This is a genomic window from Paenibacillus sp. J2TS4 (assembly GCF_018403245.1).
Lineage (GTDB): Bacteria > Bacillota > Bacilli > Paenibacillales > NBRC-103111 > Paenibacillus_L.
Genome location: NZ_BOSH01000004.1, coordinates 165,556 through 180,483, shown reverse-complemented (window position 1 = coordinate 180,483; position 14,928 = coordinate 165,556). Strand labels below are relative to the sequence as shown.

17 protein-coding genes are annotated in these 14,928 nt (G+C 50.5%); 4 read left to right on the top strand and 13 right to left on the bottom strand.

The window, feature by feature from the left end; all coding sequences use genetic code 11:
• Positions 1–15: 15 nt before the first annotated feature.
• The 9 genes from fabF to KJS69_RS10960 form a co-directional block, all read right to left on the bottom strand.
• Entirely contained in the window at positions 16–1,254 is a 1,239-nt protein-coding gene (gene fabF / locus KJS69_RS11000; protein WP_213583811.1) for a beta-ketoacyl-ACP synthase II, read from the bottom strand.
• A 101-nt stretch (positions 1,255–1,355) separates the two neighbouring features.
• Entirely contained in the window at positions 1,356–1,589 is a 234-nt protein-coding gene (locus KJS69_RS10995; protein ID WP_213583810.1) for an acyl carrier protein, read from the bottom strand.
• Between the two features lie 260 nt (positions 1,590–1,849).
• A complete protein-coding gene (gene fabG, locus KJS69_RS10990) occupies positions 1,850–2,590 on the bottom strand; it encodes a 3-oxoacyl-[acyl-carrier-protein] reductase (protein WP_213583809.1) in 741 nt (246 codons plus the stop codon).
• A gap of 146 nt (positions 2,591–2,736) precedes the next feature.
• Complete coding sequence (fabD, locus tag KJS69_RS10985) at positions 2,737–3,669, bottom strand: ACP S-malonyltransferase (protein WP_213583808.1); 933 nt, start codon at positions 3,667–3,669, stop codon at positions 2,737–2,739.
• Positions 3,670–3,747: 78 nt separating this feature from the next.
• Complete coding sequence (locus KJS69_RS10980; RefSeq protein ID WP_213584083.1) at positions 3,748–4,734, bottom strand: beta-ketoacyl-ACP synthase III; 987 nt, start codon at positions 4,732–4,734, stop codon at positions 3,748–3,750.
• Positions 4,735–4,743: 9 nt separating this feature from the next.
• Positions 4,744–5,733: a phosphate acyltransferase PlsX gene (gene plsX, locus KJS69_RS10975; protein WP_213583807.1), complete on the bottom strand. Its 990-nt coding sequence runs from the start codon at positions 5,731–5,733 to the stop codon at positions 4,744–4,746.
• The gene (gene fapR, locus KJS69_RS10970) at positions 5,717–6,337 is read right to left on the bottom strand and encodes a transcription factor FapR (protein WP_213583806.1); all 621 of its coding nucleotides are present in this window, start codon (positions 6,335–6,337) and stop codon (positions 5,717–5,719) included. Before fapR ends, plsX begins: the two co-directional genes overlap by 17 nt.
• Before the next feature lie 265 nt (positions 6,338–6,602).
• Positions 6,603–6,776, bottom strand: coding sequence for a 50S ribosomal protein L32 (gene rpmF, locus KJS69_RS10965; protein ID WP_213583805.1), 174 nt, complete (start codon positions 6,774–6,776; stop codon positions 6,603–6,605).
• Positions 6,777–6,878: 102 nt separating this feature from the next.
• On the bottom strand, positions 6,879–7,340 hold the full coding sequence (locus tag KJS69_RS10960; protein ID WP_249730463.1) for a YceD family protein: 462 nt from the start codon (positions 7,338–7,340) through the stop codon (positions 6,879–6,881).
• Between the two features lie 381 nt (positions 7,341–7,721).
• Here KJS69_RS10960 and KJS69_RS10955 point away from each other — a divergent pair, with 381 nt between their 5' ends.
• Positions 7,722–8,987, top strand: a complete 1,266-nt coding sequence (locus tag KJS69_RS10955; RefSeq protein WP_213583803.1) for a nucleotidyltransferase — start codon at positions 7,722–7,724, stop codon at positions 8,985–8,987.
• Positions 8,988–9,052: 65 nt separating this feature from the next.
• On the opposite strand, the gene KJS69_RS10950 is transcribed toward KJS69_RS10955, so the two are convergent.
• Positions 9,053–10,213, bottom strand: a complete 1,161-nt coding sequence (locus KJS69_RS10950) for a SepM family pheromone-processing serine protease (protein WP_249730462.1) — start codon at positions 10,211–10,213, stop codon at positions 9,053–9,055.
• A gap of 299 nt (positions 10,214–10,512) precedes the next feature.
• On the opposite strand from KJS69_RS10950, the gene KJS69_RS10945 reads away from it, so the two are divergent.
• Positions 10,513–11,766 carry a nucleoside recognition domain-containing protein gene (locus KJS69_RS10945; protein ID WP_213583802.1) on the top strand — a complete coding sequence of 418 codons (1,254 nt, stop codon included), beginning with the start codon at positions 10,513–10,515 and terminating at the stop codon, positions 11,764–11,766.
• On the opposite strand, the gene coaD is transcribed toward KJS69_RS10945, so the two are convergent.
• Together coaD and rsmD are read right to left on the bottom strand one after the other, a co-directional pair.
• Positions 11,763–12,266 (bottom strand): pantetheine-phosphate adenylyltransferase, encoded by a 504-nt coding sequence (coaD, locus tag KJS69_RS10940; RefSeq protein ID WP_213583801.1) that lies wholly within the window; start codon positions 12,264–12,266, stop codon positions 11,763–11,765. The genes KJS69_RS10945 and coaD overlap by 4 nt on opposite strands.
• 7 nt (positions 12,267–12,273) lie before the next feature.
• Positions 12,274–12,864: a 16S rRNA (guanine(966)-N(2))-methyltransferase RsmD gene (rsmD, locus tag KJS69_RS10935; protein ID WP_213583800.1), complete on the bottom strand. Its 591-nt coding sequence runs from the start codon at positions 12,862–12,864 to the stop codon at positions 12,274–12,276.
• A gap of 399 nt (positions 12,865–13,263) precedes the next feature.
• Here rsmD and KJS69_RS10930 point away from each other — a divergent pair, with 399 nt between their 5' ends.
• Both KJS69_RS10930 and KJS69_RS10925 read left to right on the top strand, forming a co-directional pair.
• Entirely contained in the window at positions 13,264–13,782 is a 519-nt protein-coding gene (locus KJS69_RS10930; protein WP_213583799.1) for a DUF3231 family protein, read from the top strand.
• A 33-nt stretch (positions 13,783–13,815) separates the two neighbouring features.
• Positions 13,816–14,079: a WGxxGxxG family protein gene (locus tag KJS69_RS10925; protein WP_213583798.1), complete on the top strand. Its 264-nt coding sequence runs from the start codon at positions 13,816–13,818 to the stop codon at positions 14,077–14,079.
• A 119-nt stretch (positions 14,080–14,198) separates the two neighbouring features.
• Here the strand turns inward: KJS69_RS10925 and KJS69_RS10920 are convergent, their stop codons facing one another.
• The gene (locus KJS69_RS10920; RefSeq protein ID WP_213583797.1) at positions 14,199–14,546 is read right to left on the bottom strand and encodes a YolD-like family protein; all 348 of its coding nucleotides are present in this window, start codon (positions 14,544–14,546) and stop codon (positions 14,199–14,201) included.
• Between the last annotated feature and the right edge of the window lie 382 nt (positions 14,547–14,928).

Sequence of the window (14,928 nt, the reverse complement as noted above, 5' to 3'; positions counted from 1 at the left end):
ACCTGCTTCGTAAGATTATTCTTCGTATTTCCTCAAAATAATCGTCGCATTGTGACCTCCGAACCCGAACGAGTTGGACATCGCCACTTTGACGTCTGCCTTTCTCGGGGTATTGGGCACGTAATCGAGGTCGCATTCCGGATCCTGGTTATCGAGGTTGATCGTTGGCGGAAGCATGCCGTGCTTGATGGACAAGCCGCAAATGACCGCTTCCACGCCACCCGCCGCACCTAGCAAATGACCGGTCATCGATTTCGTTGAGCTGATCGCCAATTGTCGAGCAGCGTCTCCGAATGCCTTCTTGATCGCCGTCGTCTCCGATATATCTCCCACCGGGGTCGATGTCCCGTGAGCGTTAATATAATCGACGTCCTCAGGCTGCAGTCCGGCGTCTTGAAGCGCCTTCTTCATACAGCGGGCAGCTCCATCCGGATCTGGATCAGTCATATGGTGAGCGTCTCCGCTCATTCCATAGCCGATCACTTCCGCGTAGATTCGGGCCCCACGCTTCTGCGCGTGCTCCAGCGATTCCAGAATGAGAACTCCCGAACCCTCTCCCATGACAAAACCATCGCGGTCCTGATCAAAGGGACGGCTCGCCTTCTCCGGCTCATCGTTCCGCGTAGACATGGCGCGCAAAGCACAGAACCCGGCCATCCCTGTCGGGGAAATGGTAGCTTCCGCTCCGCCGCAAATCATGACATCCGCATCACCGCGTTGGATGATTTTGTACGAATCCCCGATCGAATGGCTTCCTGTCGCGCAGGCCGTCACAGAAGTCGTGTTGGGCCCTTTCGCCCCGGTAGCCATCGAAATCTGGCCGGAGGCCATATTCGCGATCATCATCGGAATAAAGAACGGGCTGACGCGCTTCGGTCCTTTCTCAAGCAGAATCTTATGCTGCTCTTCCCAAGTGATCAGTCCGCCAATTCCGGATCCGACAATAACCCCGACCCGCTCCGGATCGGTCTGTTCCCTTATATTTAAGTCCGCGTCCTGTAAAGCCTTCTGGCTTGCCGCCATAGCAAACTGCACAAAGCGGTCCATCCGGCGCGCTTCCCTTTTATCCATATAATCTTCCGGTTTGAAATCTTTAATAGAAGCCGCGATGCGAGTAGGATACTCACTGACATCAAAGCTTTCGATCAGAGAAACACCGGATTTGCCTGCCATCAGTTGGTCCCAAAATGTTTCGAGCTCATGACCGAGTGAGGTCATAATACCTAAACCAGTAACAACCACCCGTTGTGCCATGGATTCACCTCTATACTTGACATTTATGGCTGAATTCCTTTGATTTGGTAAGGCAGGATAAGTCCCGTTGTTAATAACCAAACGGGACTTATACCGGCTTATTACTTATGAGATTCTATGTAGGCGACAACTTCTCCTACGGTTGTAATCTTCTCTGCATCCTCATCGGAAATCTCCATATCGAACTCGTCTTCCAACTCCATGACCAATTCCACTACATCTAAGGAATCAGCGCCTAAATCATCTTTAAAAGATGCTTCCAGGGTAACTTCCGCTTCTTCAACCCCAAGGCGATCAATGACAATTCGCTTTACACGATCCAAAACGTCGGACATCCGGCTCACCTCCTCTTTGGTATTATACGAGAATTAACATCAAATTACCATACAATCATAAACAAGCTTTTTGCGATAAACACGCTACCGTCTAACCGGTCAGGCTACATGCTTTCCTGCCCCTCCCAGCCATTGCCAAACGCTATGAGATAAACTCCTATCGGAGTCCTTCGAGGATGGACGACCGCTTTAATAAGAAGGGTTTTATCGGGATTCAGGAAGCAGAATCTTATCCCAATTAAGGAATCTATTATCTCACATTACATGTACATTCCGCCATCAACATGCAGAGTCTGTCCGGTCATATAGGCGGCATCGTCGGATGCCAGGAAGCGGACCGCTTTCGCGATTTCCTCCGGCTGCCCGAGCCGGGCAAGCGGAATTTGGCCGAGAAGCTGATCCCGGGTCTCCCCTTGCAGTTGATCCGTCATATCCGTCTCTATAAATCCCGGCGCGATGGCATTCACTGTAATACCGCGTGAAGCCAGCTCCTTGGCCGCCGACTTGGTCATCCCGATCACTCCGGCTTTGGCCGCAGAGTAATTAACCTGCCCGGGATTGCCGAGGGCGCCTACAACGGAGGAAATATTGATAATTCTGCCGGAACGCTGCTTCATCATCGGCCGCGTCACGGCCTTCAAGCAGTTAAAAACTCCTTTAAGGTTCGTGGCGATCACTTCGTCAAACTCTTCTTCCTTCATGCGCATAATTAGATTATCTCTAGTTATTCCCGCATTATTCACAAGAATATCCAATCGGCCGAATTCACCAATCACTTGCTTGACCATTTCTTCCACTTGCAAGGAGTTTTTGACATCGGCCTGGATTTTTACAGCGCGTCGGCCAAGAGCGGTAATTTGCTGCACCACTTCCGCCGCTGCTCCTTCGCTTCCGGCATAGTTGACGGCGACGTCCGCCCCGGACTCAGCCAGCTGAATAGCGATAGCCCGGCCAATTCCTCTGGAAGCTCCGGTAACGAGAGCTATTTTTCCTGTGAGCATACTACTTCCCCTCCTTATAGCTTTATTGGTTCCGGTCCCGGTTCCGCCTTCTTCGCCGGAAGGCCGGCAGAGCAGCCTGTCCTGCACGTCGGTATGAACCGGGTACGCACGGCCGGGAGACTGTATGGCCCTAATTGTCGGTTGTTCTATAGCCCGGCCAAGACCTGATCTACCGCTTCTTTACTGTTGGCGGACAGGACTCGGACGGATCGGTCGATTTTTTTGACCAGGCCGGCGAGTACGGTGCCGGACCCAATTTCGATGAACGTATCCACTCCTTGACCGATTAGCCATTTAACACTATCTTCCCACAGAACGGGAGCGCAAACCTGCTCTACGAGCAAGCGGCGGATATCGTCCGGCTCTGTGACCGGCCTTGCCGTCACATTGGCTACGACGGGAATCCGCGCCGAGGCCATCTGCACGTTCTGCAGCGTATCCGCCAGCTTCACAGCGGCTGGCTGCATCAGCGAGGAATGAAACGGGCCGCTAACCTCGAGCGGAATAACCCGCTTGGCTCCCGCTTCTTTTCCTTGCTCGATGACGGCCTGAACGCCTTCCCGGCTTCCCGAGACAACGATTTGTCCGGGACAGTTCACATTGGCCGGCTCGACTACGCCAACTTCAAGGGAAAGCCGGGCACACAAGGCTTCCAAGGCTCCGCGCTCGGCCCCTAGTACTGCTGCCATGGCCCCTTCGCCCCCCGGAACCGCCGACTCCATATATTCGCCGCGAAGCCGAACGGTACGGACCGCATCGGCAAAAGTCAGCACGCCGGCCACTACCAGAGCGCTGTACTCTCCCAGACTGTGTCCGGCCACGAAGTCCGGGGTCAGGCCGGACTTACGCAGCGCCTCGTAATAGGCGATGCTCGTCGTCAGCAAAGCCGGCTGCGTATGGAATGTTTTCTTCAATTCGGCTTCCGGCCCCTGAAAAATCAATTCCTTCTGATTATACCCGAGAGCCTCGTCCGCCTCGTCGAACACTTTTCGGGAATCGGGATCGGATTCGTAAACGTCCTGTCCCATACCGACCGACTGTGCGCCTTGACCCGGAAAAACAAAAGCTATTTTGCCCATTGGTCGTCTCCTTTCACGGTTGGTTATAAACCGTTTTTATAACCTAGCGTTAAATCATAAGTCCAATTAGAGATGCCATCACCAGATCAGCACAGAAGCGCCCCATGTCAAGCCCCCGCCAAAACCGACGAGCATGAGACAATCGCCTTCTTCCACCCGGCCCTCCTCGACGGCTTCTGCCAGAGCAATGGGAATCGAAGCCGCTGATACATTGCCGTACTTTTGCAAATTAATCATACATTTATCTTCGGGAAGCTCCAGCCGGTTCAGAGCGGCCTGGATGATCCGGATGTTCGCTTGGTGAGGGATCAACAGATCGATCCCGGACTTGTCGATTCCAGCTTTACGCAGCGCCTCTTCCGCCGCCGAGCCCATAATTTTGACAGCGAACTTGAACACTTCCTTGCCCGCCATATAAATATAATGCTGCTTTTGTTCCAGACTGGCCGGGCTGGCTGGACAGCGTGAGCCGCCGCCGGTGATTTTCAACAATTCGCCCCCCGAGCCGTCAGCACCCAGTTCGAATGAACGGAAGCCTCTTCCTTCCGGAACCGGCCCGAGCACGACCGCCCCTGCTCCGTCTCCAAACAGAATGCAAGTATTGCGATCTGTATAATCGGTAATTTTGGACAAGCATTCCGCGCCTATAACGAGAGCATGTTTGTAAATTCCCATGGCAATAAAGTTGGAAGCATTAGCCAACCCATAAATAAAACCGGAGCACGCTGCGGACAAATCAAAAGCGGCGGCCTTCTTCGCCCCAAGCCGTTCCTGCAGGATACACGCCGTTGAAGGGAAGGCCATATCTGGAGTAATCGTAGCGACCAGAATCAAATCGAGTTCGTCAGCGCTTATCCCCGCATTGGCCAGAGCAATCTCCGCCGCGCGGAAAGCGAGATCAGAAGAAGCTTCCTGCTCCGAGGCGATCCGTCTTTCCTTAATTCCGGTACGAGTGGAAATCCACTCATCGTTCGTATCTACCATCTGTTCCAAATCTTTATTGGTCAGAACCCGTTCAGGAACGTATTTGCCCGTTCCAATAATGCCAACCGGTGTTAAGTTCATCAAATACACTCACTTCCCGCTGCTAATTTCAGATGAAATGGAAGGAACCAGGTCATTCTGCAAAGCGATTCGCGCCTGACGTACCGCATTTTTAATCGCGTTGGCATCGGAAGAGCCGTGACTTTTTAGGACCAGTCCGTCAATTCCCAAGAGCGGCGCTCCCCCATGCTCCGTATAGTCAAGTTTTTTCTTAAACTGGCTTAAGCCCGGCTTCAGTACGGCCGCCGCCAGCTTGCTTGTCAGGGAGCGGGTAAATTCGGTCTTCAGAGCGGAAAAAATTGCGTCAGCCGCTCCTTCCAAAGATTTAAGCAAAATGTTTCCGACAAATCCATCGCATACGAGAACATCACAGTTTGCATTCAAGACGTCCCGCGCTTCGACATTGCCGACAAAATGAATCGGCGCTGCAGCCAAGAGCGGATAAGCCGCCTTGGTTAACTCGTTGCCTTTCGCTTCTTCCGTGCCGACGTTCAACAAGCCGACCCGCGGCTTGGCCAAGCCGTGAACCTTGCTGCGATAAATACTCCCCATAATGGCGTACTGGAGTAAATTGTCCGGGGAGGAATCCATATTGGCCCCCAAATCCAACGCAAGCACTCCCGTTCCGTCCATCGTAGGGATCATCGGTGCCAGCGCCGGACGTTCAATTCCGCGAATTCGGCCGACAACGAGCAAGCCTGTGGCCATCAAGGCTCCGGTATTGCCGGCAGAAATCATCGCATCGGCCTGCTTTTCCTTCACCAATCGGCCAGCTACGACCATCGAAGCGGCTTTCTTCCTTCGAACGGCCTTCACCGGCTCATCCTCTGCGAGGATGACGTCATCCGCATGATGAATCGTTACGTTAGCCGGCTTGTCCCCGAGAAGCGGCCCGAGCTGTTCCGAATGTCCGACGAGAATAAGTTCCATGTCGTTCCATTCCCTGGCGGCTGCTACCGCACCCTCCGCAATAGCGTGCGGGGCATGATCCCCGCCCATAGCATCAATCGCGATCCGCATTCGGGTAGCCTCCTTCTCCGCGCTCTTTTTTCGAATGATAGATTAAGAAATTACCCTGGAACACGAGCTCGTCATTCACATAAGTAAATACCTCGACCTTCGCTTTCCCCCGCGTCACGGATCTGACATAGCATTTGGCTATACATTTCTCGTCGAGCATGACGGAGCGGATAAAACGGATGTCGGCCGAAGCCGTCAAGGCGATCGCATCATTAATTACCGCCACCGCCAAGGAATTGGCTTGGGCAAAGATGTGATGTCCCCGAGCGATTTTGGTCCGAGAAAAAACATGCTCTTCTTTAATTTCAAAAATCGAGATTCCGCTTTTATCTAACTGCAGATCAATAATATCTCCGATCACTTCGTGAAGCGGCAGCGAGCGGACCTGATCATACGATTGTTCGGCCATCAGTTTAATGCGTTCCCTGAGCTCAGGGATGCCCAGTTCCAGCCGGTCGAGCCGGATCGTCTGGATGCTGACCCGAAACCGTTTGGTCAATTCCTCGTCCGTGACAAAGGGATTGTCTTCAATCACCTTCATCAGCTGCTGCTGGCGAAGCCGTTTAGGTATGCGTTCTATGGTGCCGCACCGCCTTTTTCTCATGGTTACTCCGGATTCGTCCGGTCGGTCTTTGATTACCCTTGTTACTTCATTTTATTACCTGGTGCTAATCTGTAGTATATATAATTATGAGCAAAATGAAAAGAGAGGCGGGGGCAGAAGCATAAAATAACCCCCACTCGTACAAAAAGTGATGTATGGCCTTCGAAGCTTATTCCTAATACTTCGCGGGGAGCCCCGGAACTTATCATTCTAATGAAAAAAAATAGCACCCCACCCGAAAAGATGAAGCACTACTTCCAATTCATTATTGTTTAATAATTTCTCTACCTTTGTAAGTCCCGCAAACTTTACATACACGATGAGCCATTTTAAGCTCTCCGCATTGTTCGCATTTGACCATGCCAGGAACAACTAGTTTAAAGTGAGTACGGCGCTTGTCGCGACGAGTTTTGGATGTTCTCCGCTGAGGTACTGCCATGGATTTTCCACCTCCTTATCATGAGATAAACCGATCTTCGCCTTAACGATCTTTTAAGTCCAGTTTATCAGTTTGTATTAGAATAGTCCGTAGTGAATCTGCTTATGGCTGTTTGAAAAAATCCGCCAAACCGGCAAGCCGCGGATCGATTCTCTCCACCTTGCACTCACAAGGGTTATCATTGCGGTTACTTCCGCATACCGGACAAAGCCCTTGGCATTCTTCACCGCACAACGGTGCATAAGGGAGAGCGAGCACAACGGCCTCCTCCAGGTAAGGGGTCAGCTCTACTTTATCTTCGGTCACTATGTGGGCATCATCCACTTCCTCCGCCGGCAGCAATTCTGCCGACCCCGCGAACAATTCCCGAAATGGAATACTCAATGTCTCGCGGACAGGATCCAGACAGCGGGAGCATGACATCTCTACATCAAGCGTCAGCTCGCCGGTGACCTCCACCATACCGGATGTCCCTTTAGCCTCCAGTTCCGCTTCCAGCAAGCCGAAGCTTCGCAAATCTTGACGGTCCTTCAGCAAACTGGACAGATCCAAGGACTCTTTCATATGCACAGACTTCTCTTTGGCTATTAAGTCCTTAAGATGAAGCAGCATGAATATTCACCCCAAACAAACAAAGTTAATTATAGCGATAGTGCTGATCTTTTGTCAACATTTTCTGTCCATGCTATAGTAAAAGAAGCTTACATGGATGCATTTTCGCAGATGTCGCCGAATTCTTCTTTAGAGGTAGCTTCTTATGCGATTTAAGCAAGGCAATGATCACTTATCTTTTCATCTTTGCATCGTAAAAGAAGCTTACATGGATGCATTTTCGCAGATGTCGCCGAATTCTTCTTTAGAGGTAGCTTCTTATGCGATTTAAGCGACACTTAACCCGATCATAGCAGGTCTGGACCTAACGGGCAACCAGGGAGGAGATTGCGATTGAAAACCGTCGGCCTCATAGTAGAGTATAACCCGCTTCATAACGGGCATGTATATCATTTTGAACAATCCAAGACCGTCACCGGAGCTGATGCAGCCATAGCCGTCATGAGCGGTCATTGGCTGCAGCGGGGCGAGCCGGCCCTCGTCAATAAGTGGGCCCGGGCGGAGATGGCTTTACGGATGGGGGTCGATGTCGTCCTCGAGCTTCCTGTCGCCTATTCCTCACAAGCGGCGGAATGGTTCGCTTACGGCGCCGTACGTACGTTGGACGATTGCGGCGCGGTGGATTCGCTCTGCTTTGGCAGTGAAGGCGGAGATGTCGATTGGCTGTCAAGCCTGGCTGAGCGGCTGCACGAGGAACAAAACAGCTTCCAGCGGCTTCTGGCTGAGAGGCTGGAGCAAGGCTTGAACTATCCGTCCGCTTACAGCGCCGCGATTCAGGCTTGGCTTGGCAAAGAAGCTGCCGGCAACCTGAACGCGCCTAATAATACGCTCGGATTACATTATCTGATGGCGCTAAAAAGGCTAAACAGCTCCATTGTTCCCGCCACGATTACCCGCCACAATTCAGGCTATCATGACCAGGACGCCACCGATGAACGGATCGCCAGCGCAACAGCTATCCGCCGTTTATTGGATAAGAACGGGCAGGAAGCAGGGTTGCAGCAGATTCTCAGGTATGTCCCATCCTATACTTTAGACATTCTCTCCAGAGAGCTGCAGGCTGGACGAGCACCGATCACTTGGAATCATTACCTGCATCCCCTGCTTCATCAGCTTGTCACCAAATCAGCCGACGAGCTGCATTTAATCCATGAAGTGACCGAAGGATTGGAGCATCGCCTTAAGCAAAGTCTTCCTGAATGGTTACGGCACCAGAGCGATCCGCTCACCCAAGAGGATGCTTTCGAAGCTCTGATCCGCCTGGTCAAAACGAAGCGATACACGCGGACGAAGCTGCAAAGAATGCTCGTCCGAATTTTGCTCAACCATTATAAAGTTCAGTTATCCCGGGAAGCGTTGGGCGCTGGCCCGCAATATATTCGCGTGCTCGGCTTCTCCTCCAAGGGCCGTCTACTGCTGAAACGGATGAAACAGAACGCTCGCTGTCCCATTCTCGTCAAAATCCCGAGGGAATGCCCTTCGTATCTGGAAATGGACATAAGGGCCACCGGAGCCTACTCCCTCGGGTATTCAAGACCCTCTTCCGGGGAAATATTCCGCGATTACTATGAGCCCCCGCTTCGGATGGAGCCGGATTAACCGTTCTTTACTGGATTTCGATGTATTTCTGCAGTGGCATCAGATGCCATCCCTTGCTCTTCTACTCAGGAGGCATTTTTCGGCGGCAAGGATTTCAAATAAGCCAGTGCATCGTCCACTGTCCGCACCGGAACAATTTTCATCTCGGTTTTAATCTTCTTTGCTTGCTCCTCGGCTATAGAGGCGTTTGGAATAGGGGCAAAATTTTGTCCCGGCTCCGGAATCCAATCTTCCGGGGCGAAGAAAATATCCGCTCCTTCCCGATGGGCGGCCACTACTTTGAACTGGATTCCTCCGATCACCCCGACATTGCCGTGAACGTCCAGCTCCCCGGTACCTGCGATACGGTAGCCTTTCGTTATATCCTCTTCCACCAGCTGGTTGTAAATTTCTAACGAAAACATTAGCCCGGCCGATGGACCGCCAATGTTCCCCGCCTTTACATATACCTGCTTCGCTTCATCCTCTGCCCGCACTTCCTGCAGGGTGCCAATAGTAACGCCGAGGCCGGGTCTCGGCTTCTCCACCGGGTCATCCTTGTCCGACGGGAGCTGGCCGAGAGCGATCGTCTCTGTCTTCGTCGCGGATCCCCGCTGGAAAGTGACGCTAACTTCATCGCCAGCCGATTTGCTTTGCAAGTACTCGGTCAACTCGGAAGCAGCCGCAGCCGTCCGGCCATCGACCTCTTTAATGATATCTCCCGCCTGAAGCTTGCCATAAGCAGGCATTTCCTGAGCCACTTGCAGCACGATGATACCGACATTATCTATTCGGTAAGGGATGCCGGCTTTTTGATAAGCCACCTGAATAGCGCTGCTTTGAGATGTTACCATATTATATTCCTGCCGTTTGTTATACTCCCGTTCCGTTTCCCCTTCGCGGCGAACGGTCTCTTTGGGACGCAGCTCATAGAGATCACTCCACTGGGCATATAGATATCCGATCAGATTGGAATTCACCACCCCTACCGTCGTCAACATAAAGGACCCGCTTTCCGGCTGTCCGCCTTGCGGAATTTCAACCATAGGTCTGATGTTCTCCGCCGAACCCGGCTTATAAATATAATAAGGAAGCGGAATAAAATACAGAATGCAAAAAAAGATCAGTCCAACCAGTATCGGGGCCAGGTACCGGACGGCAGAATTTCTGCCCCGGCGTCTCCGTCTTTCAATTCGTTCCCATGGATCGCGGCCTCCGGACGCTCCCTCCTTAGTATGATCCGCCACTGGATTCCTCTCCTTTCTGTAGAAAAAGTTATCCCCGCTATATATACGGCAATAACTGATGCAAGAGTCCACTCCATCCAAAAGAACGCAAAGCCCGGCTCGCATCGCCACATTCATTAATGACACGGATTCCTATAAAACAAAAGATCATTTTCTAGCCTAGCAAGACACAAGGCTGCTTTGCTGACTCCAGGCGGCTTCCCTGCCTTCAGGGCTTGGCCCGAGAGCGGAAGGAAGGCTTGGTCTATTTCCAGGCCGTGTGGCGTAAATATGCAATAAGCGGGACGGAGGTGAATCGCATGCGGAAATGGATTCAGCCCGACAGCCGATCATTTACCATTCTGCTCGGCGGCCTGGCTGTTATTCTCGTACTGTTTATTATTATGTATCCCGATCAAGTGTTTAAATCTTCCCTTAACGGATTGACATTATGGTGGAACGTCGTATTTCCCGGACTGCTCCCTTTTCTCATCCTGTCAGAGATGATGACGGGCCTTGGTCTCGTGCATGCTCTCGGCAGTTTGTTGGAATCCGCCATGAGATGGGTGTTTCGGCTTCCCGGAGCGGGAGGCTGGGCGCTTGCCTTGGGACTGACCGCCGGTTTTCCAGCAGGGGCGGACGCGACCGGCAAGCTCATCCGTGGGCGGCTGATCAACGCGGCCGAAGCTCAGAGACTGCTCGCGGTCAGCCATTTATGCAGCCCTATGGTAATGATAGCTGTTATCGGAGTCGGCTTCCTGCAAAGCGCTGAAACCGGGTTCCTGATTGCCGTCATTCATTATTTATCGGCACTAATTATGGGGATTACCTTGCGGCTGTTGTATAAAGACGGGCAGGCGAATAAAGCTCCAGAGGACCGTTCCCGTTCGTTACAGAACCAGCTCGGGCTTCTTCGCCGCTCCGCCTGGTCTATGCGCTCGGCCCATCAGGAGGATGGCCGGACATTCGGCAAGCTGCTGGGAGATTCGGTAACCTCGGCCGCTCAAACGCTTCTTGCTATCGGTGGATATATCATTCTTTTTTCCGTTATTCACCGTGTCCTTGTATTGGCCTTCGGACCTTTTCTGGCGGCCGAACCGATCACCACTTACCTGGCCGGCCTTCTGGATCCCTATCTCGGTGTGTTCGGAACAAGCCAGTGGTCGTCCTCTCCTCTCGTTCAATCGGCAGTGATCGGTGCTATTCTCGGATGGAGCGGCTTTTCCTTGCACGCGCAGACCATCAGCTTGGCCAAGGCAGACGGAATTCGTTACTTTCCCTTTATGTTTGCCCGATTGCTGCACGCAGCTTATGCTTTTATATTAACGGTCCTTCTGTGGAAACCATTAACTTCCACCTTCGGGATTATCGGTACATCATTTGCCCCTTCTGACATGGTTGGAGCTTCCATCTCCGCCAAATCTTCAACGATCGGAGCCGGCTCCTTCTGGATGGAGGGATTAAGAATGTGGCCGCTGTTAGGAAAACTATATTTGTTCATTGCATTGCTTATTGTCCTTCTGATATGTACGTCTTCCATTATTTATTACATCTGCAGGAACAAAACCAACTAACGGGTGCTATACTTGTCTCTTAGCGCCTGCTCGACCACCTCGGGCACGAAATCTCCGACCGGACCATGAAACTGGGCGATTTGCTTGACAATACTCGAGCTTAAGTAGGAGTACTGACTGCTTGACATCATGAAAAAGGTTTCGATATCCGTGCTCATCTTGCGATTGAGAGCAGCCATCTGCAGCTCATACTCAAAATCGGATACTGCCCTTAAGCCCTTGACAATAACCTGGGCTTTGCGTTCCTTCATATAGTTGATGAGCAAATCATCGAAGCTGTCTACTTCAACGTTCGGAATATGCCCAGTGACCTGCTCCAAAAATTTCTGTCGCTCCTGAAGGCTAAACAAAGGCGTTTTACTGGAATTGACTAGAACGGCGACAATGACTTTTTCAAACACTTGCGACGCTCTTTGAATAATATCCAGGTGTCCATAAGTAACAGGATCAAAACTGCCCGGACAGACGGCAATCGTATGCTCATGACTCGGTTTATTCATCGCTGATTCACTCCTTCTTCGTGTGCAGGTCTTGCTCCGGGATTTGACTTTCATAACGGTAAACATAGATAGCAGTGTCCCCGTAGACGGTGTGACGAGTTTGGAACAAATCTCCGATGCGAGCTTCATAGACATGAGAGGTGTCGCACTCGATCAAAACAGTCGCTTGCGGCTCCAACAACTCCAGATCGCTTATCATTCGTACGAGATCGTCTAATCTCTTCATCTTATAAGGAGGATCCAACAAGACAAGGTCAAAACGAATGTCTCTTTTGGCCAATGCTTTAAGACCGCGAATCGCTTCATTGCGATATACTTCGGCCTGCTCCGCTAATCCCGCCGACTGCAAATTATCACGAATGACATCGATGCTTTTTTTCTCCAGATCGATGAATACGGCCTGGTCCATTCCCCGGCTAAGTGCCTCGATTCCGAGAGCTCCTGTTCCGGCAAACAAATCCAAAGCGCGCCCCCCATCAAAATATGGTCCTATCATGCTGAATACCGCTTCCTTGACCTTGTCTGTCGTAGGTCTTGTTCCGCTGCCGGGTACGGCCTTAAGCGGCCTTCCTCTAGCTGTTCCAGAAATGACTCTCATCGGCTGACCCCTTTTTGTGCTTATATCATTCGTTGCTATATTATCACATATTGTTGCCGCTTTTTACAAAAAAATTTAATCACAGATGTATAATTTCAGAGCAAAGAGTCAATCATGACAGTATCGACATTAGAGCAATGTCGTAGACAACCGCGGAGAAGGCTTACGTTTCCCCATAAGCTCTTCGTCCGGTTTCTCCTCTCCCATGAGGGCGTCCCGCAAGGGGCGCCCAATTATTTTTTTCAGCAGTGTGGATGACTTTTCGGCAGAAAATACATCCATGCTGAAATCACTACGAATAACAAACTTAAGTTTTCTTTTCTAAAAATTAGCGTATAACATTTAAGAAAACGGGAATTATAACGATCGATTGACAACCATTGACAAGGAGCTGTTATCATGGGCGTATTAAGTGGAAATCCCAAAGATGAACCTCTTCATTATGGTGAAATTTTTGATGTATGGTCGTTTTCCATGAAAGCAAAAGGTTGTATTTCAGTCTATCGGGCTTACTATTTCCATGCTGGCGACAAAGACTTGAAAAAAATCTTGAGCGATTTAATCGATCAATCCGAATTAGAAGTTAAAGAATGTGACACAATATTAACCAGTAACGGAATTGCGCCTTCCCCCGTTCTCCCGGACAGGCCTGAAGCGAAGCTTGCCGAGATTCCAGTCGGTGCAAGAATTACAGACCCGGAGATTGCCTCCCTTATTGCGGCAGATACTGCGGCAAGCATGGTGGTATGCAGCCAAATTATGGGCAAATCAATAAGAGTAGATATTGGAGCCTTATTTGGCAAGTATCACACAACTAAAGCGGCTTTGGGTTTAAAAATTGTTGAGATGACTAAGGAAAAAGGCTGGTTGATACCACCGCCGTTACATGTTACAAGACCTGAGCCCGTTGAAGTCTAAGCAATATACAACTACAAATAGGAGGGTATTTACATGAAGAGGTTAGTTGCTATTTTGATGGTTTCGGTTTCGATTCTATTCTTTTCGATGCCTGTTTTTGCCGAAGTTACAGCTGCAACAGAAACAGCTGCAACAACAACAGGAACGACAACAGGAACAACCACCCATGACAGAGGAACAGCAAATACGAGAACATACGCAACGAATACTTACGCCAATAATTGGGGATGGGTAGGTCTTCTCGGATTAATTGGACTCGCAGGGTTAAGAAACAGGTCAGGGGAACGGGAAAAATAAGCCGCATAGAAATGGAGTGCTGGATTAAATCTCAGCGCTCCATTTTTTATTTCCAAACCGCCTCACTCCTCCGCCGTAACCGTGACGATCTCCTATGCACTGTGAGGACCTTTTCTTTCTCAACCGATTACTTTCATGCCCGCTTCCATTACATCCTCTAGCTCTATCCATTCGTATCCGTTACCGGTACTAAGGGTGACTCGAGCAGGATCCAGGTGATAAATTCGGCCGATTAACCGTTCCTTCCCGAACTGCCCCCGTACGATTAAGGAGACTTCTCGCCCTAGTCGCATACAAAATTGCAGGAGCTCGTAGATTAGATAACTATCTCTCTCCTCCGGTTTCACTTGATATGAGGCTAACTTTATTCCGTCAGATTCGCCAATCTCCCCCTGATGATTCGGCAGAGTCATCCTAGTCCATCCAAGTAAAGCAATGGATTCGGATAGTTTTTGTTGTATATTCATGCGGCCGCACCGCCTTTCTAACCACATATAGAATTTATAAGTTCCTGCTTCCTGAATCCCATCCAATTCTATTTGGCGATAAGAAAAGCTTCTATTGAAGCCATTTCGGAGATGTCGTCGAATTCTTCCTTATCGGTAGCTTTCATGCCAACCAGAAAGTGTTTCACTATTTATGCAATGACCTAGTGAATATCTACATTTCTGGTGTGGTAAAAACAACCTTTAAACGCGGTCGCTCATCCCCGAAGGACTCCGATGGAATTTTTCTCATTCTTTAGCTTCTCTGTTCTCTGACCATCACAAGAACACATGTTCCCATTTTATACTAAGAAAACAGGAGAAGCAAGAACATTCTCAGAAGACTTCTTCGCTCGGACAAATC